Annotated in this window: 22 protein-coding genes; 12 read left to right on the forward strand and 10 right to left on the reverse strand. The window is 75.1% G+C overall.

Features of this window, described 5'->3' with window-relative positions:
• Window positions 1-165: 165 nt before the first annotated feature.
• The 6 genes from ACFY00_RS31470 (at window position 166) to ACFY00_RS31495 (ending at window position 4,075) form a co-directional block, all read left to right on the forward strand.
• The gene (locus ACFY00_RS31470; protein ID WP_388035776.1) at window positions 166-606 is read left to right on the forward strand and encodes a hypothetical protein; all 441 of its coding nucleotides are present in this window, start codon (window positions 166-168) and stop codon (window positions 604-606) included.
• 139 nt (window positions 607-745) lie between these two features.
• On the forward strand, window positions 746-1,609 hold the full coding sequence (locus ACFY00_RS31475) for an AraC family ligand binding domain-containing protein (protein ID WP_388035778.1): 864 nt from the start codon (window positions 746-748) through the stop codon (window positions 1,607-1,609).
• Window positions 1,606-2,334 (forward strand): AzlC family ABC transporter permease, encoded by a 729-nt coding sequence (locus tag ACFY00_RS31480; RefSeq protein WP_388035781.1) that lies wholly within the window; start codon window positions 1,606-1,608, stop codon window positions 2,332-2,334. The genes ACFY00_RS31475 and ACFY00_RS31480 overlap by 4 nt, the downstream gene beginning before the upstream one ends.
• Window positions 2,331-2,633: an AzlD domain-containing protein gene (locus ACFY00_RS31485; protein WP_388035784.1), complete on the forward strand. Its 303-nt coding sequence runs from the start codon at window positions 2,331-2,333 to the stop codon at window positions 2,631-2,633. The genes ACFY00_RS31480 and ACFY00_RS31485 overlap by 4 nt, the downstream gene beginning before the upstream one ends.
• 75 nt (window positions 2,634-2,708) lie before the next feature.
• Window positions 2,709-3,260: a DUF4240 domain-containing protein gene (locus tag ACFY00_RS31490; protein ID WP_388035787.1), complete on the forward strand. Its 552-nt coding sequence runs from the start codon at window positions 2,709-2,711 to the stop codon at window positions 3,258-3,260.
• The gene (locus ACFY00_RS31495; RefSeq protein ID WP_388035789.1) at window positions 3,257-4,075 is read left to right on the forward strand and encodes a hypothetical protein; all 819 of its coding nucleotides are present in this window, start codon (window positions 3,257-3,259) and stop codon (window positions 4,073-4,075) included. Before ACFY00_RS31490 ends, ACFY00_RS31495 begins: the two co-directional genes overlap by 4 nt.
• On the opposite strand, the gene ACFY00_RS31500 is transcribed toward ACFY00_RS31495, so the two are convergent.
• Window positions 4,065-4,631 carry a GNAT family N-acetyltransferase gene (locus tag ACFY00_RS31500; protein WP_388035792.1) on the reverse strand — a complete coding sequence of 189 codons (567 nt, stop codon included), beginning with the start codon at window positions 4,629-4,631 and terminating at the stop codon, window positions 4,065-4,067. The genes ACFY00_RS31495 and ACFY00_RS31500 overlap by 11 nt on opposite strands.
• Before the next feature lie 107 nt (window positions 4,632-4,738).
• Here ACFY00_RS31500 and ACFY00_RS31505 point away from each other — a divergent pair, with 107 nt between their 5' ends.
• Window positions 4,739-5,167 (forward strand): nuclear transport factor 2 family protein, encoded by a 429-nt coding sequence (locus ACFY00_RS31505; protein ID WP_388035794.1) that lies wholly within the window; start codon window positions 4,739-4,741, stop codon window positions 5,165-5,167.
• A gap of 45 nt (window positions 5,168-5,212) precedes the next feature.
• On the opposite strand, the gene ACFY00_RS31510 is transcribed toward ACFY00_RS31505, so the two are convergent.
• The gene (locus ACFY00_RS31510; protein ID WP_388035797.1) at window positions 5,213-6,640 is read right to left on the reverse strand and encodes an MFS transporter; all 1,428 of its coding nucleotides are present in this window, start codon (window positions 6,638-6,640) and stop codon (window positions 5,213-5,215) included.
• Between the two features lie 54 nt (window positions 6,641-6,694).
• Window positions 6,695-7,147: a MarR family winged helix-turn-helix transcriptional regulator gene (locus ACFY00_RS31515; protein ID WP_388035800.1), complete on the reverse strand. Its 453-nt coding sequence runs from the start codon at window positions 7,145-7,147 to the stop codon at window positions 6,695-6,697.
• Between the two features lie 268 nt (window positions 7,148-7,415).
• Here ACFY00_RS31515 and ACFY00_RS31520 point away from each other — a divergent pair, with 268 nt between their 5' ends.
• Window positions 7,416-8,186: an alpha/beta hydrolase gene (locus ACFY00_RS31520; RefSeq protein ID WP_388035854.1), complete on the forward strand. Its 771-nt coding sequence runs from the start codon at window positions 7,416-7,418 to the stop codon at window positions 8,184-8,186.
• A gap of 229 nt (window positions 8,187-8,415) precedes the next feature.
• Here ACFY00_RS31520 and ACFY00_RS31525 read toward each other — a convergent pair whose 3' ends face one another.
• The 5 genes from ACFY00_RS31525 to ACFY00_RS31545 form a co-directional block, all read right to left on the reverse strand.
• Window positions 8,416-8,961, reverse strand: coding sequence for a hypothetical protein (locus tag ACFY00_RS31525; RefSeq protein WP_388035802.1), 546 nt, complete (start codon window positions 8,959-8,961; stop codon window positions 8,416-8,418).
• 384 nt (window positions 8,962-9,345) lie between these two features.
• Complete coding sequence (locus ACFY00_RS31530) at window positions 9,346-10,110, reverse strand: hypothetical protein (RefSeq protein WP_388035805.1); 765 nt, start codon at window positions 10,108-10,110, stop codon at window positions 9,346-9,348.
• Between the two features lie 102 nt (window positions 10,111-10,212).
• Complete coding sequence (locus ACFY00_RS31535; protein WP_388035808.1) at window positions 10,213-11,061, reverse strand: hypothetical protein; 849 nt, start codon at window positions 11,059-11,061, stop codon at window positions 10,213-10,215.
• Between the two features lie 290 nt (window positions 11,062-11,351).
• Window positions 11,352-12,758, reverse strand: a complete 1,407-nt coding sequence (locus ACFY00_RS31540; protein WP_388035811.1) for a family 2B encapsulin nanocompartment shell protein — start codon at window positions 12,756-12,758, stop codon at window positions 11,352-11,354.
• Between the two features lie 444 nt (window positions 12,759-13,202).
• The gene (locus ACFY00_RS31545) at window positions 13,203-14,084 is read right to left on the reverse strand and encodes a patatin-like phospholipase family protein (RefSeq protein ID WP_388035814.1); all 882 of its coding nucleotides are present in this window, start codon (window positions 14,082-14,084) and stop codon (window positions 13,203-13,205) included.
• Window positions 14,085-14,293: 209 nt separating this feature from the next.
• Between ACFY00_RS31545 and ACFY00_RS31550 the strand changes: the two genes are divergently transcribed.
• Complete coding sequence (locus tag ACFY00_RS31550; protein WP_388035817.1) at window positions 14,294-15,373, forward strand: hypothetical protein; 1,080 nt, start codon at window positions 14,294-14,296, stop codon at window positions 15,371-15,373.
• Between the two features lie 75 nt (window positions 15,374-15,448).
• Here ACFY00_RS31550 and ACFY00_RS31555 read toward each other — a convergent pair whose 3' ends face one another.
• The gene (locus ACFY00_RS31555; RefSeq protein ID WP_388035819.1) at window positions 15,449-16,393 is read right to left on the reverse strand and encodes an esterase/lipase family protein; all 945 of its coding nucleotides are present in this window, start codon (window positions 16,391-16,393) and stop codon (window positions 15,449-15,451) included.
• Between the two features lie 534 nt (window positions 16,394-16,927).
• Here ACFY00_RS31555 and ACFY00_RS31560 point away from each other — a divergent pair.
• The 3 genes from ACFY00_RS31560 to dacB all read left to right on the forward strand — a co-directional run bounded on the left by ACFY00_RS31560 (window position 16,928) and on the right by dacB (window position 20,138).
• Window positions 16,928-18,010: a helix-turn-helix domain-containing protein gene (locus tag ACFY00_RS31560; RefSeq protein WP_388035822.1), complete on the forward strand. Its 1,083-nt coding sequence runs from the start codon at window positions 16,928-16,930 to the stop codon at window positions 18,008-18,010.
• A gap of 132 nt (window positions 18,011-18,142) precedes the next feature.
• Window positions 18,143-18,409, forward strand: a complete 267-nt coding sequence (locus tag ACFY00_RS31565; RefSeq protein WP_388035824.1) for a hypothetical protein — start codon at window positions 18,143-18,145, stop codon at window positions 18,407-18,409.
• Window positions 18,410-18,530: 121 nt separating this feature from the next.
• Window positions 18,531-20,138 (forward strand): D-alanyl-D-alanine carboxypeptidase/D-alanyl-D-alanine-endopeptidase, encoded by a 1,608-nt coding sequence (gene dacB, locus ACFY00_RS31570; RefSeq protein WP_388035827.1) that lies wholly within the window; start codon window positions 18,531-18,533, stop codon window positions 20,136-20,138.
• 187 nt (window positions 20,139-20,325) lie between these two features.
• Here the strand turns inward: dacB and ACFY00_RS31575 are convergent, their stop codons facing one another.
• A complete protein-coding gene (locus ACFY00_RS31575) occupies window positions 20,326-21,531 on the reverse strand; it encodes an FAD-dependent oxidoreductase (protein WP_388035830.1) in 1,206 nt (401 codons plus the stop codon).
• Window positions 21,532-21,583 lie beyond the last annotated feature (52 nt).

The raw sequence follows: 21,583 nt of genomic DNA on the forward strand, positions 1-21,583 counted from the left end.
GATCCGGGGCCAGGGCCGCCCCCCGGGGCGGAGTGCCCGTGTCGAGCCGTCAGTGGGGAGGAAGCGGCTGGCGGCGGCCGCTGCGACCTGCCGGTCCTCGTCGGCCAGCAGGCCCACGGCGAAATGCGGTCGTCAACGGGGACCGGCGAGTCCTAGGGTGCACAGGTGACCGTCTTCCTCTGCCGCTCGTGTGGCCGTCCCGTCACCGGGCCGCTGCGGAGCCTCGACGAAATGCCCGAGCAGCACTGCGCGGACCAGGATGAGGGTGACCGGTCGGGTGCCACCGTGGCTCGTGGCACGTACGCCGTCGATCCCGAGGCCTTCGGTGCCCCCTACGTCGTACCGACCGGCACAGCTCCCGACGCGCCGACGAACGTCCGCGTCCCCGGAGGCCCTTGCGGCACGTTCGTGCTCCACCCCGAGGACGCCATCGGCCTGCTTCCCCACCCCGACCGGCGTCGCCACGTCGGCTGCTGCGGACCCGACGGCATGAACGGCAGCAACCGCATCTGCCCGTGCGGCGCGGAGGTCGCCACGCTGGTGGCCGACTGCTGGACGCAGCAGGAGCTTCGACTCGACCCCGAGCACGTCCGAGCCGAACTGTAAGCCCCCACGAGAACGCATAAAACGATGATTGGCCACGAGCGTTGAGTCGTCCGGTCCGCGGGAAGCGGGAAGCAGGAAGCGGGAAGAACGTGCAGAATCGAGGCACCGCCTCCTCCCCGCAGCAGCCGAGGTGACCACCGTGCCCGTGGAACACGCGACCTTCTCCGTCCACCGAGCGCTGCCGCGGGTGGAACTCCTGGACGCCCACTACGTCGAGTACGCCTTCGGTCGGCACACCCACGACACCTACGTGGTCGCGGCCATCACCGCGGGCGTGGAGGAGTTCCACCACGGCGGCGGGATCGAGCGGGCCGGTGCGGGGGCGGTCGCGCTGGTCAACCCGGAGGTGGTGGTGACCGGCCACGCCGGGGTGCCGGAGGGCTGGGGCTACCGCGTGCTCTACCCCGCGGTGGAGAGCGTGCTCGACGTCGCCGCCGACCTGCGGCCGGTCGGTGCCGGTACACCCGCTTTCGCCACCGCCGTCGCCCACGACGAGGAGCTGGCCCGGCTGGTCCACGCCGTGCACGGGGCTGTGGGGCGCGACGACGCGCTGGCCGCCTCCACCGCCTTCCGGCTGCTGGTGGTGCGCCTGCTGCGCGCCCACGCCACGCCCCGCACCGTCCGGCGGGTCGCCTCCGCCGGGACGTCCGCCGTGGTCCGGGCCCGCGAGCTGCTCCGGGCCCGGCTCGTCGACCCGCCCGGCCTGGAGGAGTTGGCCGCGACCGTCGGCGCCCGGCCCTTCCCGCTGCTGCGCGCCTTCCGCGACGCCCACGGGCTGCCGCCGCACGCCTGGCTCAACCAGCAGCGGGTGGCCGCGGCCCGGTCGCTGCTGCGCCGTGGCGTGCCGCCGGCCGAGGTGGCCGTCGCGGTCGGCTTCGTCGACCAGGCGCACCTGTCCCGGCACTTCCGCCGCAGCGTCGGCGTCCCGCCGAACGCCTACCGCCGGGCGGTGCAGGAACGTACAAGACTCCCTCCGCCGGCCCCCGGCACCGTGGGGGCATGACAGTCATCACGCAACCGTCCTGCGCCGACGAGCGCCCGGCCCGGCCCGCCCGGGCGGTGCTCCGGGACTCCCTCACCGTCGGGGTCGGCGTCGGGGTCTCCGGGGTCGCCTTCGGGGCCGCCGGGGCGGGCGCCCACCTGACGGTGGCCCAGACCTGTGCGCTCAGCCTGCTGGTCTTCACCGGGGCCGGCCAGTTCGCGCTGGTCGCCGCGCTGGCGGCGGGCGCCGCCCCGGTCGCCGCCGTGGCCGGGGCGCTCTTCCTCGGCATCCGCAACGCCTTCTACGGGATGCGGCTGGCCGAGCGGCTGTGCCTCCCGGTCGCGCTGCGTCCGCTGGCCGCGCAGCTCGTCAGCGACGAGACCGCCGCCGTGGCCCTGGCCCAGCCGGACCGGCGCGCCGCGCGCCTCGGCTTCACCGCCACCGGGATCAGCCTGTTCGCGCTGTGGAACCTCAGCACCCTGCTCGGGGCGCTCGGCGCGGACGCCGTGGGCGATCCGGCCCGCTACGGGCTGGACGCCGCCGGACCGGCCGTCTTCCTGGCCCTGCTCGCGCCCCGGCTGCGCGACCCGCGCGAGCGCCGGGTGGCCGTCATCGCGGTGCTGCTGGCCCTGGCCGGGACGCCGCTGCTGCCCACGGGCGTTCCGGTGCTGCTGGCGCTGACAGCCGTGCCGCTGGCCGCCCTACCACTGGCCGACCTGGCGGGGCGGGGGAGGTCGGGCCGGTGACCGTCTGGATCGCGGTGCTGGCCACCGCCGCGGGGTGCTACCTGCTGAAGCTGCTCGGCCTGTGCGTCCCCGCCCGCCTGCTGGACCGCCCGGCGGTGCGCACCTTCGCCACACTGGCACCGGTCGCCCTGCTCGCTGCCCTGACCGCGCAGCAGACCCTCGCCCACGGACACCTGCTCGCCGTCGACGCCCGGCTCGCCGGACTGGCCGCCGCCGCGGTGGCGCTGTGGCGCCGGGCCCCGTTCCTGGTGGTGGTGCTCACCGCCGTCGTCGTCACCGCCCTGGTCCGGCTGGCCTGACCCGGTGGTGGCCGGGGCCCCACCGCACCGCCGACCTGTCGGCGCTGTCGGCGGGGCCCGGCATGATGCCCCGTCATGGACATCGACGAGTTCTGGACCCTGATCGAGCAGGCCCGCGGCCCGCAGCCGGACGCCGGCCCCGACGAGGGCGTGGCCGTCGCCGGGCGGGCGGTCGCACTGCTGGCGCGGCGTCCGGTCGCGGAGATCCGCGCGGCGGGCCTGGTCCTGGACGGGCTGCTGGCCGACTCCTACCGCGCGCCGCTGTGGGGTGCGGCGTACCTGCTCAACGGGGGCTGCTCGGACGACGGGTTCGACTACTTCCGGGGCTGGCTGCTCGTCCAGGGCCGGGAGGTGTTCGAGCGGGTGGTCGCCGATCCCGATCTGCTGGCCGGGCTCCCGGTGGTGCGCGCCGCCGTCGCGGCGGGGATCGACCTCGACTGCGAGGAGGCCCTCGGCATCGCCTGGCACGCGTACCGCGCGGCCGCCGGGGCCGACCTGCCGCTGCCCGGATCCCCGGTCCGGCTACCGGATTTGGATCCGGAGTGGGACTTCGACTTCGATGACCACGACGAACTGTCCCGCCGCCTGCCCAGGTTGGCCCGACTCTGCAGCGAGGAAACCACGTGACCGAGACGACCCTCGAAACCTCAGCGGCCCGCGAACCCGCCGTCGACGGACCCGCCGACGGCGCCGTGCCCGCGCCGGAGGACCTGGCGGCGCTGGTCGACGTGCTGCTCGCCGAGGCCGGTCCGGGCGCCGACCGCGCGGAGCTGACGGGGGCGGCCCGGGCCGCGTTCGCGGCGGAGCGTCCGCGTCCGCTGGCGGACGCCTGGTGGCTGGCGGTGCCCGGGGAGGGCTACCTCGCGGCGTTCGAGGCGCTGGGGCTGCACGACCGGATCCCGGTGACGGTGCGCGGCGGCGAGGCCGCGCAGGGGGACGACACGAAGCGGGTGGGCGGGGAGGCGGTGCACCGGGTCTTCGTGACGCCGGAGTACGCGGGCTGGCGGCTGCTCTTCGCGGAGTCGCCGCTCGGCAGTTGCGCCTGGTGGCCGACCACGGTGGTGGAGACGCTGAGCGCGGCCTGCGGGCGGGCGCAGCTGTTCTACGAGGACCCGCACGCGGACGCGATGATCTGGATCGTCGCGGAGGGCGGCTCGGTGGTGCGCTCGTACTGGCGGGCGAGCGAGCCGGAGTGGGAGGGCGAGCCGCTGCCGTGGGAGGAGGTGCGGACGGTGGACGACTTCGAGGACGAGGAGGAGTACGAGGACGCCTACCCGGAGCCGAACGCCTCCGAGGCGCAGGACATCCACCTGGCCGCCCACCACCTGTCGGTGAACCCCGGCGGGATCGGCCCGGACACCCCGGTGCGCGGTCACGGCTGGCTGGCCCTCACCCGCGCCGGTGCGGGTCACCAGGGCTTCGGGGCGCCGCTCACGCTCTGACCGGCCCTTCCGCTCCCCCGGTCCTGACGTAGCGCCACATGTCGCGGGGGCGCCCGTCCACCACCTGGTGGGCGGGCCGCAGGCCGGTGCGCCGGTAGCCGCCGCGCTCGGCGGTGCGGATCGAGCCGACGTTGCCCGGCTCCACGTACAACTCGACTCCGGGCAGGGCGAGTTCGCCGAAGGCCCAGTCGGTGACGGCGCGCAGCGCGGCCGTGGCGGCGCCCCGGCGGCGGGCCGTCGGGGCGACCCAGTAGCCGACGGTCGCCCAGCCGCGCAGCGGGAGTTCGCCCACCCAGAGGCCGACGTCGCCGACCGCCCGGCCCGCCGGGTCGACGATCACGAAGGGGTAGCCCGTCCCGATCTCGGTCCGGCGCCACTGACGTCGCAGGTACGCCGCCGCGGCGGCCGGGCTGTACGGGCTCGGCACGGTGGTGGTCAGCGTGATGTACGGGTCGGTCGCCGCCTCCCGGAGCAGCCCGGTGTCCTGCGGGCTCCAGCGGCGCAGCCGGAAGCCGTGCGCGGCCGGGAGTTCCGGTACGGTCCTGGGCAGTTGCACGCCCGCCATCCTGCCGCACCCGGCATCCGGATTCCCCGACCGCCCCGCTCCTTGCGGTAGTAGGCTCGTCGGCACACCAACCGCCCCGTCTGTCCCGGGAGTTCTCCATGACCACGTCCGACACCCCGCTCGACCCGAGCCCGCGGGGCGTGCTGGCACGCTACCGCCGGGCGATGCTGGAGCTGGACGCGGACGCCCTCGCGGACCTGTACGCGCCGGACGCCGTGCACGAGTTCCCGTTCCGCTTCCCGGGGTTCCCGGAGCGCTACGAGGGCCGGGAGGCGGTGCGCGCGGGGTACGCGGCGGCGTGGGGGGCGAGTCCGGCCCGGCCGACCGAGGTGGTGGAGACGGCGCTGCACGTGTCGACCGATCCGGAGGTGCTGGTGGTCGAGCAGGTCGTGCGGGGCGAGATCGCGGGCGGCCGGGGCGCCTTCGCGGTGCCGGGGCTGCTGGTGCTGCGGGTCCGGGACGGGCTGATCGTGCACGTCCGCGACTACATGGACGGCCTGGCCGTCTCCGGCGGCCGCCCGAGCTGAACCGCGGCCCCCGCCACTGCCACCGCTCCCGCCGCCTCCCGCCGTTCAGGCCCGGGCGGTGGCGGGGGCGCGCAGGGTCCGCAGGGCGCGGTCGAAGACGGTCAGCAGCAGGAACAGCACGGCCGCGCCCAGCATGATCCAGGCCAGTTGGTGCATCCCCGCGGTGCCCGCGTGCGGCCCGTACGCGGCGGCGGTCGCGGCGGAGGCGACCATCGAGCCGAGGTAGGCGAAGGTGCGCAGCAGCCCGGCGGAGGAGCCGGTGCGGGCCGGGTCGGACTGCAGGTAGACGGAGTTCTGCAGGGCCAGCCCGTTGGCGCCCTGCGGGACGCCGAACAGCACGGCCAGCACCAGCAGCACCCACAGCGGGCTGTGCACGCCGAGGGCGAGCATCAGCAGGCAGGCGGCGATCTGCCCGGCCGCCCCGACCAGCAGGGTGGCCCGGATGCCGCCGCGGCGACCGGCCAGGACGGAGACGCCGATGCCGACCAGGAAGGTCGGCGCCTGCACCAGCCCGGCCTGCAGCGGCGACAGGCCGAAGCCCTCCTCGGTCCACTGCGCGAAGCCGTACAGGAAGGCGTAGGCGACGACGTACGCGGCCAGGGCGCGGGCGTAGGTGGCGAGCAGCGGGGCGTTGCCGCCGAGCACCTTGACGTCGATGAACGGCTGCTCGGCGCGGCGTTCGCGGGCGGTGAAGGCGACGGCGGCGGCGAGGGTCAGCAGCGGCAGGTACCAGCGGTCGGGGTGCGGGTGCATCAGGAACAGCAGCAGCGAGAGCAGCAGGGCCGCGAACAGCGCCATCCCGGGCAGGTCGATCCGGCGCAGCGGGCCGGGGCCGTCGGCGGAACGTTCCTGCGGTGGCGACTTGGGCAGCCGCAGGGCGCCGAGGGTGAGGGCGAGCAGCGACAGCGGGACGTTCAGCGCGAAGGTGGCGCGCCAGCCGCCGAGGCCGGTGAGCACTCCGCCGAGCAGCGGGCCGACCACGGCCACGGTCTGGTTGGCGACGGCGAGCAGGGTGAGCACCCCGGCGGGGCTGTCCTGCCCGGTGCGCCGGGACTCGGCGCGCAGCAGGGCCATCGCGGCCGGGTAGCCCGCGCAGGTGCCGAAGCCGAGGACGACGCGGGCGGCGATCAGCGTCCCGAGGTTCGGGGCGAGCGTGCCGACCACCCCGGCCACGCCGACCAGGCCGGTGCCGGCCAGGAACAGCCGTCGCGGCCCGAACAGGTCGATCAGCCGCCCCACCACGGGCTGCCCGAGCGCGGTGGCCAGGTACAGCGCGGACACCAGCCAGGCCGTCTGCGCGGGCGAGGCGCCGAGCGCGGCGCCGATCGGGACGAGCGCGACGGCGATGACGGTGGAGTTGATCGGGTTGAGGACGGAGCCGATCACCATCGGGGGGACGAGGCGGCGGTCGAGCGCGGGCGTCCCGGCCCGCTGCCGTCCGGGGGCGGGCACGGCGGTCGTACGGTCGGTCATGGCGCTTCCGGTCTGCCGCTCGGCGGTCGGGGGTGTGGGTGGGGGGCCGGGCCGTCAGTCCTGGACGAGGCGTTCGAGGACGGCCATCGCGGCGATCACGGTCTGCCGCTCCTCCTCGGTGCACTTGCGCTGGAGTTCGGCGGCCAGCCACTCGCCGCGGGCCCGACGGCCCTCCTCGCCGCGGCGCCGCCCCTCGGGGGTGAGCACGATCAGCATGCGGCGGCCGTCCTCGGGGTCGCGGCTGCGTTCGACCAGGCCCTGGGCGGCCAGGGTGGCGATGGTGGTGGCCATCGACTGGTGGCGCATCCCCTCGGCGACGGCGAGGTCGCTGGTGGTCAGGCCCTGGTCCTCGCTGTCCAGCAGCCGTCCGACGGTGGACGCCTGGGTGAGGGTGAAGTCCCCCGTCCCGGCTGCGGCCCGGAGCCGGCGGCGCAGCTTGCCGATCACCGACCGCACCCGCTGCGAGGCGTGCAGGGCGGACGGCGCGGGCTCGGACTCTTCGCTCATGGCCCCAGCCTAGGTTTCCGTCCGCCGAATGTACAGTTTCCCTGTAGATCTGCCCGGGCGTCCGGCGTCGCACGCCCGCTCGGAGAAACCGTTTGGCGCGGCACCACGACCGCTGCTACCTTTCCGGTGGCCGTGCGACAGACCTGGGAGGTGGTACCCGTGAACGCAGTATCGACATGGGTGCTCCCCACTGGGGCCACGGTCGGGCGGTAGGTCGCCCGGGAGCGCCGTTCCACGCGCTTTCCCGAAAGGCACCACTGCCGTGAACCTGCACTTCACCTCCGAGCAGCGGCTCGACGACGGCACCCTCGAACGCGAGTTCACCCTCGACGGGATCCCCGGCGTCCTGTGGACGCCCGCCTCCGCGAGCCCGTCCGCCCCCGTCCCGCTGATCCTGCTCGGCCTCCCCCCGCTCGGCCTGCCCCGGATGCGGCCCCGGCTCGCGGAGCGGGCCCGGCACGCCGCCGCGGACGGCTTCGCCGCGGCCACCATCGAGCTCCCCGGCAGCGGCGAACGTCCCCGCGTCCCGGCCCTCGACCAGGCCCGGGCCGAGCTGCGCCGCACCATGGAGGCGGGCGAGCCGGTCGGCCCGGAGCTCGTCGACGCCCTGGTCCTCCCGCTCGTCGACCTCGCCGTCCCGGAGCACCGGGCGGCCCTGGACGCGCTGCTGGCGCTGCCGGACGTCGACGGCCCGGTCGGCTACTCGGGCGGCGTGATCGCCGTCGGCGTCCGCCTCGCGCTCGTCGAGCCGCGGATCGCGGCCGCCGGACTCTTCGCCGGGAGCTTCGTCCCGCGCCGCACGTTCGAGGAGGCCCGCCGGGTCACCGTCCCGCTGCACGTGCTGCTGCAGTGGGACGACGAGGGCAACGACCGCCGGGCCGCACTGGACCTGTTCGACGCCTTCGCCTCCCCGGAGAAGTGCCTGAACGCCAACATGGGCGGCCACACCGGCGTCCCCCCGCACGCCGGGGACGCCGCGGCCCGCTTCTTCACCCGCCACCTGAAGCGGCCCCGGCCGGAGCAGCCCCAGCCGAAGTAGCCCTCGCCCCGCGGCGGCCCGGAGCACCCCCGCCCCGGACCGCCGCGGACCGCCGCGGGCCGCCGCGCACCGGCTCGTCCGGCCCGCCGGTCGACCGTCAGAGCGCCTGCCCGGCGTCGGCCCGATCGAGGTAGTCCTCGCTGCCCGCCGGGGCGACGAGCGCGGCCGCGCTCGCCTCCCGCAGTACGCTGTCCATCCGCCCTCCTCCACCGCTCCCGGCCGGGGCGGCTCAGGGCAGGGCCACACCGTACTCGGCCAGGCCCTCGCGGAGCTCCTCGCGGTCGGCGCGGGCCAACTGCCCACCGGTGAAGTGCTGGTCGGTGGTGAGCTCGGCGATGCAGCCGGGAGGAGGAACGAACGTTTCTGCGTCCTCGGCGTTCTCGAACTCGGCCTCGGCCAGCACCAGCCCGGACAGCGGCCCCTCGAAGACGTCCACCCCGAGCGGCGGGACGCTCAGCCGGGTCTTGGTCAGCTCGGGGCCGGGCAGCGCCGCCAGCAGGTGGGCGTACTCCTCCTCGGAGAGGTACAGGTTGGTGATCAGGCCCTGGACGGCGCCGGGCGTGCCCGGCGGGGCGGGCAGCTTCTGGGTCAGCTTGTACGTGCACTCGCCGGTGTCGAGCCGCTCGGCCCGGCGCAGGCGCAGCCGGGTGCCGTCCACGTAGCGGTCGGTGATCCGGCGGGCGACGATGACGCTGCCGGGGGCGGGCACCCGGTCGAGCAGGAAGCGGCGCTCCCGTTCGACCCGGGCGTACTTGCCCCCCGTCAGCCCGCACACCGCCGGATCCTCACCGGACACCGCCGAACCGGACGCCACCGAACCTGCTGCCGTCGCACCGGACGCCGCCGGACCACAGAACGCCGGACCGCACACCGCCGGACCGGATGCCGAACGCTCCCCCATGACGTGCTTCCCCCTCGTGCTCTCCCCCGTCGTGCCCGCGCCACCGCCGCCCGGGGCGGCGGCCCGCACGGGCTCCCCGTCGGCCGCCCTCAGCAGGACCCCCGTCGGCACGGCGGGCGGCTCCCTCCAGAGTAGTGCGCGAACCGCTTCGGTACGGCCCGCCCGGCCGAATGCCCCTTCCGCCCGCCCAATTCCGTTCACCGGGCGAACAGTTGACGCACCGGAACGATCAGCGACCGATCGGCGGCCGGGCGGCGCTCAGTCACCGAGGAAGGGGAACAGGTTGAGGAACGGCTCGGTGGTGACCGACATGCCGCGCCCGAACGGGTCGTCGAAGTCCCAGATCAGGAAGAGCAGGAACCCGAACAGCGCGCTGAACGTGGCCGCCAGGACCAGTTCGCGCGGCGAGCGGCGGATCTGCAGGGCGAACAGCATGCCGATGGTGATCACCGCGCCGATGCCGAGACCGAACCAGACCACGCCGGGCATGGTCGGACCGACGTTGCCGCCACGGGAGTTGCGGGCCTCGTCGGCGGCGGCGATCTTGTCCATCATCGACTGGTACGCCTGCGCCTCGATGTCGTTCTGCGGTGCCCGCGCGGCGACGTCGGTGCGCAGCTTGGCGAGCAGGTCGGTGCCCTCGGGGCTGATCTCCCCCTCGGTGCGCATGTAGTGCCACTCGGTGTTCACCACGAACGAGACGTAGGCGTCGACGTCCTTGTCGACCACGGCCCGGTAGTCGGCGGGGAACACCTCGGCGCGGGCGCTGACCTCGTGCAGCGCCTGGGCCTCGCGCTGCACGTCGTCCTGCGCGGCGGAGCGGGACTCCCAGACTCCCGCGATGGCCAGGCCCAGCACGATCGCGTAGACCACGCCGATCATCATGGTGATGTACTCGATGACGTCGGGCGTCTCCGAGGTGTCCTCGTCCTCGTCGGCCCTGCGGCTCCTCAGCAGTACGACCGCGACGACGACCAGGCACGCCCCGACCATCGCGAGGGCAAGTGCCAGCCATTCGGACATGACGGATCCTCTCCTGAACTGTCCAGTGGGTGAAGGGTGTTCGCGGTCCCCGGAGCGCTCCGCGGGGCCCGCGGGGTGGTGCCCGCCCGACGCGGGCCGGAGTCAGGAGCGGCCGCGGCGTCCGGCGCCGCCGGACTTCCCGCGCGGGCGCAGCGCGGCGGCCGCCAGCACGGCGGGGACGGTCACCACCAGCATCCGGGTGGTGGTCGGGGTGGTGTGGTGCTTGGGCGCGTCGGCGCGCACCGGGGGCGGCGGCAGGTGGACGCTCGCGGCGGGCGCGGGCCGGGCGGGTGTGGGGCCGGGCGCGGGCGTCGTCGGTGCGGGGCTGGTGGCCGGGGCCGGCGGCGGCACCGCGCTGGGGGTGGGCCGGGCCGGGGTGGGCTTCGGCGTGGGCTCCGGCTTCGGCGTCGGCGTCGGTTTCGGCGAAGGCGTGGGCGTGGGCGCCGGCCTGGGTGTCGGCTTCGACGAGGGCGTCGGCTTCGGAGTGGGCGTGGGGGTCGGCGTGGGCGTGGGGGTGGGCTTCGGGGTCGGCTGAGGCGTCGGCGTGGGCGTCGGGTGGCAGTGGTGGTCGTGCCCGTAGCCGTGGCCGTTCCCGTGGCTGTCGTGCCCCTCGGCGCCGCCCTGCGGGTGGAGCGGGACGTCGGCCCCGCCGCCCGCGTCCACCTCGATGTGCACCCCGGGGGCGTCGACCGAGGTGTGCACCTTGACGCAGATGTCGAGCCGGTGGCCGTCACCGCCGCCGCGCGCCGCGGACGCCGCCTGGGTGGCGCCGGTGAGCACCGCGCAGACCACGGCGACGCCCGCCAGGGCGCTGGCGGTGCGGGCGCCGCGCCGCACCTGCGGGCCGCGGGTGTCGACCCGGGCCCGGACGAGGGCACGGGCCCGAGCGCGGGCGGGTAAGGCCGAGGTCCCCGTTCTGCCGTCCGCTGGCGGACGGTCGTTGCGCTGCATGGGCGTGGTCCATCCTTCCGGTGGCCGTGGGCGGTCGTTGGCGTGCTGCGCGCCCCGCTTCGGATCCGGCCGATCCCGACCCGGCCGGTCCCGACCCGACCCGACCGCTTCGGACACGGCCGAACCGGCCGGAGCGCAGTTGAGGGCGCGTCGGAGGATCGGGCCGTCCCGCCCGCAGTGCCGTGGGGCGAGCTGCAGAAACGGACCAGCATGATCAATCCGACGCACCCTCAACGTGGTGCGCCGCCGTTTGGTTACGGCCGGCGGCGGCCGTCGTCGCGCGGCGCCGGTCAGCGGTGCGCGATCTCCACGTTCTCCAGCACGCCGAGCGCGTCGGGGACGAGGATGGCGGCCGAGTAGTACGCGGTGACCAGGTAGTTGATCACGGCCTTCTCGTCGATGCCCATGAAGCGGACCGACAGGCTGGGCTGGTACTCGTCCGGGATGCCGGTCTGGTGCAGGCCGATGACGCCCTGGTTGTCCTCGCCGGTGCGCAGCACCAGGATCGAGCTGGTGTTCTCCGGGGTGATCGGGATCTTGTTGCAGGGCAGGATCGGGACGCCGCGCCAGGCCGGGACCTTGTGGCCCTGGATGTCGACGGTGTCGGGGTACAGGCCGCGGGCGTTGAACTCGCGGCCGAGGGCGGCGATGGTCTTCGGGTGGGCGAGGAAGAACTCGGAGTCGCGGCGGCGGCTGAGCAGTTCGTCGAGGTCGTCGGGGGTGGCCGGGCCGGAGTGGGTCTGGATGCGCTGGTTGAAGGCGCAGTTGGAGAGCAGGCCGAACTCGCGGTTGTTGATCAGCTCGTGCTCCTGGCGCTCGCGCAGCGCCTCCACGGTGAGCTTGAGCTGCTGCTCGATCTGGTTCATCGGCTGGTTGTACAGGTCCGCGACCCGGGAGTGGACGCGGAGCACGGTCTGCGCGATGGAGAGCTCGTACTCGCGCGGCTTGAGCTCGTAGTCGACGAACGCGGTGGGCAGCGGGTGCTCGCCCTGGTGGCCGGCCGACATGGCGATCTCGGCCTCGCCGAGCTCGTTCTGCCGCTGCAGCGGGAGGCTGGCGAAGTCGCGGATGTGGGCCTGCAGGCTCTCGGACTGGGCCAGCACCGCCTCGAAGTCGGCCCGGGCGAGGGTCAGCAGGGTGCCCGCGGTCTTGGCGGTGGCGGTGTAGTCCCAGGTGGCGTCGGCGTCCAGCAGGGCGTTCTCGCCGAAGCGGTCGCCGTCGCCGAGGACGCCGACCACGGCGTCGTCGCCGTACTTGCCGGTGGAGACCTGGTTGATCTTGCCGTGCGCGACCAGGTGGATCTTGTCGGACGGGGTGCCGCGCTCGACCAGCACCTCGCCGACCCGGAAGTCGCGCTGCTGGCAGCGGTCGGCCAGGGCGGTGAGCACCTCGTCGTCCTCGTAGCCGCGCAGCAGGGCGAGTTCGCCGAGCTCCCGGGGGATGACCCGGACGTCGCCGCCGGTCTGGATGAACTCGATCCGGCCGTCGCCGACGGTGTAGGTCAGTCGGCGGTTGACCCGGTAGGTGCCGCCAGAGGTCTGCGTCCACGGGAGCATCCGCAGCAGCCAGCGGGAGGTGATCTCCTGCATCTGCGGCGCGGACTTGGTCGTGGTGGCCAGGTTGCGGGCCGCGGCGGTGGTGAGGCTGGTCTGCTGGCGCTGCGCCTGCTGAGTCTCCGGGCTGCTGTCCACGGACATCGGGCCGGGCTCTCCTTCGTCTCGCACGTAATCTGACGATCCGTCAGATTCGTGAACGTGTTGGGGCGTTGGTGGGGTGCTGGTGGGGCATGGGGCAGAAGGAAGGGGGAAGGGAAAAGCGTCGGCGGGTTCGGAAGGGCGCTGTCACCGCGCTCCCCGCCACCTCCGGAACACTAGATCGTTCCGGCGGCGAGATCGCCCGCACAGCCCCGCGTGCACCCGATTAGGTGAACCTCGGCCCGTGGAGGATTGGCGGCCCCGAAACCGTGTCGAGCGCGGCTGTCGCGTCCCGGAGCGATCCTGGCCTGCGCCGCTGCCGCCGCGGGGGCCGAGCGCGCGAACGCCCCCGGCGGGAGGGGGCGTTCGGGAGTGCGGGAGGGGCGCGCGTCGGCGGAGGCCTTCACTGCCGTCCGCCGGGCGCGCGGGGGTGGTGCGGTCGGGGGATCAGCCGACGGCGTCCTGCCGGGTGCGCTGCAGGCCCTCCAGGAACGCGGAGGCGGCGTCGTAGCCGAGCGCGATCCGCCGCCGGACGGTCTCCAGTTCGGCGCGGGTGGAGGACACCGGTCCGCGTCCGGCCTTGACCAGTTCGTCCTCGCCGCTGGGCAGCACGTGCACGGTGACGCCGGGCCGGTGCCGGGCGATCTCGGACTCCACGGCCGCCCGCCGGGTCACCTCGAACGCGACGTGCGCGAGCTGCCAGGGCATCCGGGGCAGCGCGAGCTGCACGCCGGTCTGCCGGATCCGCAGCGCGTACACGGTGGTCGCCCCGAGCGAGGCCGCGACGCCGACCGGCAGCGAGTCGATCAGCCCGCCGTCCAGGTAGTGCTCGCCGTCGATCTCCACCGGCGGGAACAGGCCCGGTACGCAGCAGGACGCCAACAGCGCCGGGATCAGCGGCCCGTGGTCGAAGTAGTGCGCCTCGGCCCGCTCGATCGAGGAGGCCGGGCAGACGAACGGGAGCTTGAGGTCCTCGATCCGGCTGTGCGGCGCGAAGTGGTTGAGCAGCATCCGGTGCGCGGCGTCCACCGAGGTGAGTCCGGCCCGCACGTGCCGGACGTTGGAGACGAACGCCCGCAGGGACGGCTTCATCACCTTCATGCTGATGAACTCCATCCACAGCTCGGTCAGTTCGGCGACCACCGAGACCGTGGGGTTCTTCGCCAGGATGGCGCCCTGCACCGAGCCGATCGAGGTGCCGACCACGATGTCGGGGGTGATCCCGGCCTCCAGCAGCGCCCGCACCATGCCGACCTGGTTTCCGCCCCGGTCGCCGCCGCCGCCGAGCACGAAGGCGACCTTGCCCCGTCCGTCCAACAGACCGTCCATCGATTCGCCACCTGTCTCCGGGGCCGCCCCGGGGTCCGTCCCCCGCGCGCGCCCGACGGGCCCGCAAGGCCATCGTCCGTTCCGGTTTCCGACCTCCGCAACCGCTCCCACCTGCGCCTTCGCCCGTCTGCGGCACCCGCGCCCCGATCGGTCCAGTGGAGTGGATCTTCGGCTGGCCGGAGGTCCGACGGCGTGAGAGGTCTGGTGCCATGCACAGGACTCCGCCCTCTCCGGGGCTCTCCGGGGCTGCCCGGCTGCGGGACGGCGCGCTCGCCGCGGCCGGGGACGCCCTCGCCCTCGGCGCCCTGACGGTGTTGCTGCTCCTCCTCGCCCCGCCGCTGCTCCTGCTCTGCCTGCTCCGGCCGCTGCTGCCCGCCCCCGCACGGGCCCTCGTCCGCCTCCCGCTGGTGTGGGCCGCGTACCTGGCCGGGTTCTCGCTGACCGCGCTGGCCGGCTCGCTGCGGCTGCGGGCCCGCCGGGCCGGGCCGGAGGCCTGGCCGCTGCTCACCGCCCGGGCCGGACGCCGCTTCCGACGGCTCGCCGAGCGCTGGACCGGCCTGCGCTTCCGGATCGAGCCGCCCGACCCGCTGCCCGACCCCGGGCGACCGGTGGTGGTGCTGGCCCGGCACGCGGGCGTCCTCAACACCCAGCTCGCCCTCGTCGCGGTCTCCGCCGTGCTCGGCCGCAGCCCGCGCGGCATCGCCAAGCGCTGCGTCGCCCTGGAGCCCGGCCTGCGGGCGCTGCTGCGCGGCGTGCCGCTCGCGCTGTTCCGCTGGGACCGCGCCGGGCGGGCCGCCGCGCTCGCCGAACTGGCCGAGCAGGGGCGGGCGTTGGGCCCCGGCCAGGCGTTCTGGCTGTACCCGGAGGGCACCAACTACAGCGCGGCCCGGCGCTCCGGCGCGATCGCCAGGCTGCGTGTCCACGGGCAGCACGCGCTGGCCGAACGGGCCGAGGCCATGCCGCGCCTGCTCCCGCCGCACCTACCGGGCGCGCGGGCGCTGCTGGCCGCCGTCGACCCGTCCGCCGTGGTGCTGGTGTGCGGGCACACCGGCCCCGAACGGCTGCTGCCCTGGATGCTCGGCCCCGGCTACGGACCCGACCCCGGCGACCTGGTCCGGCTGCGCTGGTGGAGTTACCGGCTCGACCAACTGCCGACCGGTCCGGAGGAGTTCGCGGACTGGCTGTACGGGTGCTGGGAACAGCTGGACGCCTGGATCGCCGACGGCGGCGACCCGGCCGCCCGGCCGTCCCGGCGCCGTCACCGCGCCGAGGACTTCGACCCGGCCTGAGCGGCGCCCGCCCGCAGTGGGGCCCGGCCTCCGAGCCGCCGGACCCCACCGCGACACCGCTGCGTCACCGCTGCGTCACAGCAGCGGCCCCGTCACCGGCAGCACCACCTGGCAGGGCACCGCTCGCGGGTGCGCCGGGTCCAGCGCGTTCAGCACGTCCGTGAGCGCGACCGGGTCGTAGCCGATCTCCAGGTGGTCGGTGGCGTCCAGCGGACACTGGTCCTGCACCAGGATGTTGGTGACGTGCGGGCCCGCGGGGAGGAAGGAGTTGGTGTACGGGGTGACCACCTCGTCGTACTCGGTGGCGATCACGGTGTACTCGACGCCGGGGACGGTGCCGCCCCCGGCGTTCAGCTCGGTGAGGAACGGCGAGCCGATCTCCTGCTCCACGCAGGCCTGGCAGGGGCCGGACAGGAGGTCGTTGGCGGGCTCCAGGATGCGCAGTCGGCGGCCGAGTTCGGTGATGCCGTCCAGGGTGGTGCCGTAGTTGCTGGGGGCCAGGGCGACCAGCTTGCCGACCTTGGCGGCGCCGCCGAGGTGCTTCAGGTAGTAGCGGGGCAGCATGCCGCCCTGCGAGTGGCCGACCAGGTCGGCCTTGGCGGCGCCGGTCGCGCCCAGCACCCGGTCGACGAAGGCGGCCAGCGTCTTGGCCCCGTCGGCGATCGGCCCGGTGCCCTGGACCGGCGAACCGGCGTACGGGCCGCCGTAGTTGAAGGAGTAGACGCAGTACCCCTGGTTGGCCAGCAGCGGGGCCGCGCCGCCCCAGTTGTCGTTCTGGTTCTCCAGCGTGCCGTGCACCAGCACCACCGGGTTCGGGTGGGCCGCGGACGGTCGGCAGGACCAGTCGTTGGCGCCGTCCGGACTGGAGCCGGGGAAGAAGAAGCCCTTCACGAAGCCGAGGGAGAAGTGGGTCTCCACCGGTCGGCTCCCGGTCGCCGCCGCGGGCTCCGTCCCGGCGGCCAGCAGTCCCGTGATCGCGAGTGCCGCGAGTGCCGCCGTCCGTACGCCGTTCCTCCGCATTCCGTCCGCCTTCCGCATCGTCGTCCGCCTCCCCCGTCCGCTCCGCACCCGGAATTCTCCCGGGCGTTCCCGACTTTCTCCGGGTCGCCATGAAGCTAGGAGCGGCCCGACGGGTCGTCAACACGCGGCGCGGCCGATGCCGGAAAGTCCATCCGAAAGTGCCAGGAATTCCGTCCCCCCTCCGACGGAACTGTCACCGGGGTCAGCGTTTCCGCCTGCGGCGGGCCTCGCCCGGGCCTGCAAGCTTGCGCCGAACCTATTGACCGGCGGGTAACCCGGACGCATACTCCCCTTGCCCGTCCTGGCGCGCCCCGGTGCGTTCCGGCCCGTGCAGGGCGTCGGACGGACGGATTATCGCTACCCCGAGGAGCGGAATTGGGCGGACCGTGGGAAGGGCTTCCACGCGATTTCTCCACCGAACTCAGAGCCGAGCAGCAATCCCTCGCGACCGAGATCATCCGGGAGATCAGATCCGCCGTCCCGGAATTCTCCCGACCGCTCTCCGGGAAATTCGGGGCCGGAATCCAGCAGGGGGTGGAGACCGCGCTCGCCGAGTTCACCGACCGGGTCGCCGGGCTGCCCGCGCCCGGCCCGCGCCAACTGCGGGTGTACCGCTCGCTCGGCCGCGGCGAGCTCTCCGAGGGCCGCAGCCTGGACGCCCTGCAGGCCGCGTTCCGACTCGGCGCCCGGATCGCCTGGCGCCGGTACGCCCGGGTGGCCCGCCGCCGCGGGCTGGCCGCGGAGCAGTTGGTCACCCTCGCCGAGGCGGTGTTCGCGCACATCGACGAGGTGGCCGCGGCCAGCGTCCAGGGTTACGTGGACGCCCGCACCGACCGGGCGGGGGCGCTCGGCCGGGCCCGGCAGCGGCTGCACGACCTGCTGCTGGCGGGTGCCGACCCGGCCGAACTCGCCACCGCCGCCCGCCTCGCGGACTGGCCGCTGCCCGCGCAGGTCGCCGCCGTCTCGCTCGACCCGCGCCCGGCCGCCGCACCCCGCCCACCGGGGTCGTCCGGGCCGCCCGGGCCGTCGGGGCCGCCCCCGGCCCGGCTGCCCGACCGCGTCCTGGCCGGGCTGGACGTCCCCCAGCCGCACCTGCTGCTGCCCGACCCCGCCACCGCGCTCGCCGACCCCCAGCTCGCGGCCGCCCTGCACGGGCGCGGCGCCGTGATCGGCCCGGCGGTGCCGCCCGCCCTCGCCGCGCAGTCGCTGCGCTGGGCCCGCCTGGTCCGGGCCGCGCTGCCCGAGCCGCCGCAGCGTCCGGTCGACTGCCGCGAGCGCTACGCGGACCTGCTGCTGCTCACCGATCCGGCCCTGGTCCGGCTGATCGCCGAGCGCCGCCTGGCCCCGCTGGCCCCGCTCACCCCCAAGCAGCGCGAGCGCCTCGCCGCCACCCTGCTCGCCTGGCTGCAGACCGGCCGCGGCACCGCCCCCGAGGTCGCCGCCCGCCTCGGCATCCACCCGCAGACCGCCCGCCAGCGCCTGCACCGCGTCCACCGCCTCTTCGGCCCGGCCCTGGCCTCCCCCGACGTCCGCCTGGAACTGGAGATCGCCCTGCGCGCCACCGCCTCCACCCCGGCCCCACCCGGAACGCCCCCCTCCCCCGCGTGGACGACCTGACCACCCCCGGCCCGGGCCCGCCGGTTCACGGACCCGGGCCGGGCCCCGGGCGCCGACCGCGATCGACTCGGCGCCCCGGGGGGCGGCCGGTGGAGGTCGGGGCACTGCCGGTCGGCGAACATCCTGAGCACGGTGCCGGCGCGCGGCTACTTCGTCTTCCTGGACGGCGAGTTGGACGCGGCGGCGCCGGACTCGGTCGCGGGAGCGCGGCCGTCGGTGGCCTGGGCGACGGCGCCGTGGTTCGGCGGTCCGCGGGGGGCGGCGGAGGTCGCTCCGGAGGCGCCGGCGGAGGCCGCGCTGCGGATCGGCGACGGCGGCCACCCGCTCGACGCCGCGGCCCTGGCCGGGCCGCCGGCCCCGTGGGCGGCCGCGGCGTCCCGCCTTCGACCGAGTGAATGATTTTCACCTCCCGCGCCGTCAGTCCCCCGCGCAGCGGCCCCCGTTGTCGGATCCGGTGCACCAGGATGCGCCGTGACTGCCCGCACAGCGGGTCTTCCCGATTCCAGAAACGGCTGGGTGTATGCGATCAAGAATCCGTGGTCGGCTGCGGACCTGGACCACCGTCGGCGCCGCGCTCGCGGTCGTCGCCGGTACGGCTGCCGCCGCGCCTCCGGGGAACGCCGACGGCGACCTCCCGCCCGAGATCACCGCGATCATGGGCAAGCCCGCGTACCGGCACGCGCAGTGGGGCCTGCTGGAGGTCGACCCCGCGGACGGGCGGGTCGTCCACTCCCAGTACCCCGACCAGTTCTTCATGCCGGGGTCGACCGTCAAGGTGATCACCATCTCCGGCGCCTGGCACGCCCTCGGCCCGGACCGCCGCTTCACCACGCCGGTGCACGCGATCGGCCGGCTCGACGGCTCGACCCTCACCGGGAACCTGGCGCTCGTCGCGCAGGGCGACCTCACCATGGGCGGCCGGACCAAGCCGGACGGATCGGTCGACTTCACCCCCATCGACCACACCTACGCCAACGACATCCCGGGCGCGACCCTCACCCCGGAGGACCCGCTCGCCGGCCTGGACCAGATCGCCCGCCAGGTCCGGGACGCGGGCATCACCAGGGTCGACGGCGACGTCGTCATCGACGCCCGGCTGTTCACGCCCCCGCCGATCAGCCCCCGGCCGACGCCCCTGATCGTCAACGACAACGTCATCGACCTGCTGAGCACCCCGACCTCCCCCGGCCGGCCCGCCCAGCTGACCTGGCGCCCGCAGGTCGCGCCGTACCGGGTCACCTCCGACGTCCGGACGGTGGAGGCCGGCGGCACCACCGACATCCAGGTCTCCGCGTCCCCCGACGGCACCGCCATCTCGCTCACCGGGACGATCGCCGCGGACTCCGCACCCACCCTGAAGATCTCCCAGGTGCAGGACCCCGACGCGTTCGGGCGCACCGCCCTGATCGAGGCCCTCGGCCGCGCCGGGGTCACCGTCACCGCCCCGCCGACCGGGCCCAACCCGGACGGCGCGCTGCCCGCCGGCTACGACGGCGACCCGCAGGTGGCCGCCTACGTCTCACCGCCGTACCGCGACTACGCCAAGCTGATCCTGAACGTCAGTCACAACCTCGGCGCCAACCTGGCCCTGTGCAACATCGCCACCCTGCACGGCAGCACGAACTGCTTCGACGGCTTCCCCGTCATCCGCGACTTCCTCGCCGACACGGCGCAGCTCGACCCGACGCAGTTCCAGCTGGCGGACGGCCGCGGCGACGTGCCCGTCGACCGCGTCACCCCGGCCGGGCTCAACCAGCTGCTCGCGTACTGGCTGCGCACCCCCGACGCGGACGCCTTCCGCACCTCGCTGCCGATCCTGGGCGTCTCCGGCACCGGCGCGCTCTACTGCACCGGTGACGACTGCCCGGCCAAGGGCAAGGTCTTCGCGAAGCCCGGCACCACCATCGGCTTCGACGAGCTGAACCAGCAGCTCGCCGTGAACGCGCAGACCTACGCGGGCTACCTGGAGGCGGAGGACGGCCACCTCTTCACCTTCTTCGTCGGCGTCAACGGCGCGGCGGCCCCCGACCTCCAGGGGTTCTTCGACGTCAACGACGACGTCGACCAGATCGCCGTCGTCCTCCAGCAGGAGGCCTGCGCGGAACACCGCAACGGCCGCCACGCCTGACCCCACCACGCCGCGGGCGGTCGGACCCTCCCCGACCGCCCGCGCACACTGGCCGGGTACGCGCTGCTCCTGCGGATGCGCGGGCACCCCGAGCGGTCCTTCGCGCTGTGCGACCCCGCCTCCGCCGTCGTCCGACCCGGCGGCCGGGCCGAGCCCGTGCCCGGCCCGGCGGTACGCCGTCGTCGCGTCACGCGCCCGGCCGCGTCTCGCCCCGGAAGAACGCGGCGATGGCGGGCGCGCCCGCCGGGGAGGTGATCATCGCCAGGATCCGGGCCGACTCGTCGGCGACCTCGGCGGTGCGGGTGAACATCTCCTCCTCGTAGGCGCGCAGGGCGGCGTCCGGGTCCGCGGGGGTGGCGGCGAGGGCGGTGGCCAGTTCCAGGGCGTCGCGCATCGCGGCGTTGGCGCCGTGGCCGACCGGGGGCATCAGGTGGGCGGCGTCGCCGAGCAGGGTGAGGCCGGGGCGGTGCGGCCAGCGCAGGCCGACCGGGAGGGCGGTCAGGGCGCGCGGGGTGAGCGGACCGGCGCAGGCGGCGGTGATCAGGGCGCGGCAGTCGGGCGTCCAGTCGGCGAACAGCGGGAGCAGTGCGGCCCGGGCCTCGTCGGGGCGGTCGAACGGGATGCCGCAGGTGGTGAGCCAGTCGGCGGCGCGGCCGGTGGGGCCGTAGAAGGTCAGGCCGACCCGGACGGAGCCGTCGCTGCAGCGCTGGGCGACCAGGGAGCGGCCGTCGCCGACCACCCAGTAGCTGCCGTGGCCGACGACGGCGGCGAGGTCGGGGTGGGTGCGGTCGACGTCGGGGACGGTGCCCTCGATCGCGTTGACGCCGAGGTGCCGGGGCGCGGCCGGGGTGAGCAGCGGCCGCACCCGGGAGTTGGCGCCGTCGGCGCCGATCAGGAGCCGGTGCCGGGCCCGGCTGCCGTCGGTGAACTCCAACTGCCAGCCGCTGCCGGTGCCTTCGCCGTCCGGGTCCGGATCCGGGGCCGGGACCGGGGCGGCGGTGCGCAGGGTGCGGCCCCAGGTGACGGTGCCGGGCGGGAGGGAGTCCAGCAGCAGGTCGCGCAGGTCGGTGCGGTCGATCTCGGGGCGGAGCGCGGGTGAGTCGTCCGGGGTGTCGTCGCGGTGCAGCACGGCGCCGGTGGGGTCGAGCAGCAGCATGTCCTCGCCCTCGGGCCGGGCGTGGCGGCGGAACGCCTGCGTCAGCCCGGCGGCGCGCAGGGCGCGCTGCCCGGTGTCGGCGTGCAGGTCGAGCGTGCCGCCCTGGGTGCGGGCCGTCCGCCCGCCGTCGCGTTCGTACACCGTCACCCGGGCGTGGCCGCCCATGGTGAGCAGCCGCGCCAGGGTCAGCCCGCCCGGGCCGCCGCCGACGATCGCCACGTCCGTGGTGTGCGCCATCTTCCGTCCTCCCCTTCACCGCTTCGTCCGATACACCGTATCGCCTCGATAC

The organism is Kitasatospora sp. NPDC001540 (assembly GCF_042894345.1).
In the GTDB taxonomy this organism is placed as follows: Bacteria; Actinomycetota; Actinomycetes; order Streptomycetales; family Streptomycetaceae; genus Kitasatospora; species Kitasatospora phosalacinea_C.

Bases quoted from the DNA above. Each gene is read 5' to 3' on its own strand.
- ACFY00_RS31480 (WP_388035781.1), top strand. From the start codon at position 1,606: ATGACAGTCATCACGCAACCGTCCTGCGCCGACGAGCGCCCGGCCCGG.
- ACFY00_RS31490 (WP_388035787.1), top strand. From the start codon at position 2,709: ATGGACATCGACGAGTTCTGGACCCTGATCGAGCAGGCCCGCGGCCCG.
- ACFY00_RS31505 (WP_388035794.1), top strand. From the start codon at position 4,739: ATGACCACGTCCGACACCCCGCTCGACCCGAGCCCGCGGGGCGTGCTG.
- ACFY00_RS31510 (WP_388035797.1), bottom strand. From the start codon at position 6,640: ATGACCGACCGTACGACCGCCGTGCCCGCCCCCGGACGGCAGCGGGCC.
- ACFY00_RS31515 (WP_388035800.1), bottom strand. From the start codon at position 7,147: ATGAGCGAAGAGTCCGAGCCCGCGCCGTCCGCCCTGCACGCCTCGCAG.
- ACFY00_RS31530 (WP_388035805.1), bottom strand. From the start codon at position 10,110: ATGTCCGAATGGCTGGCACTTGCCCTCGCGATGGTCGGGGCGTGCCTG.
- ACFY00_RS31535 (WP_388035808.1), bottom strand. From the start codon at position 11,061: ATGCAGCGCAACGACCGTCCGCCAGCGGACGGCAGAACGGGGACCTCG.
- ACFY00_RS31540 (WP_388035811.1), bottom strand. From the start codon at position 12,758: ATGTCCGTGGACAGCAGCCCGGAGACTCAGCAGGCGCAGCGCCAGCAG.
- ACFY00_RS31545 (WP_388035814.1), bottom strand. From the start codon at position 14,084: ATGGACGGTCTGTTGGACGGACGGGGCAAGGTCGCCTTCGTGCTCGGC.
- ACFY00_RS31550 (WP_388035817.1), top strand. From the start codon at position 14,294: ATGCACAGGACTCCGCCCTCTCCGGGGCTCTCCGGGGCTGCCCGGCTG.
- ACFY00_RS31555 (WP_388035819.1), bottom strand. From the start codon at position 16,393: ATGCGGAGGAACGGCGTACGGACGGCGGCACTCGCGGCACTCGCGATC.
- dacB (WP_388035827.1), top strand. From the start codon at position 18,531: ATGCGATCAAGAATCCGTGGTCGGCTGCGGACCTGGACCACCGTCGGC.
- ACFY00_RS31575 (WP_388035830.1), bottom strand. From the start codon at position 21,531: ATGGCGCACACCACGGACGTGGCGATCGTCGGCGGCGGCCCGGGCGGG.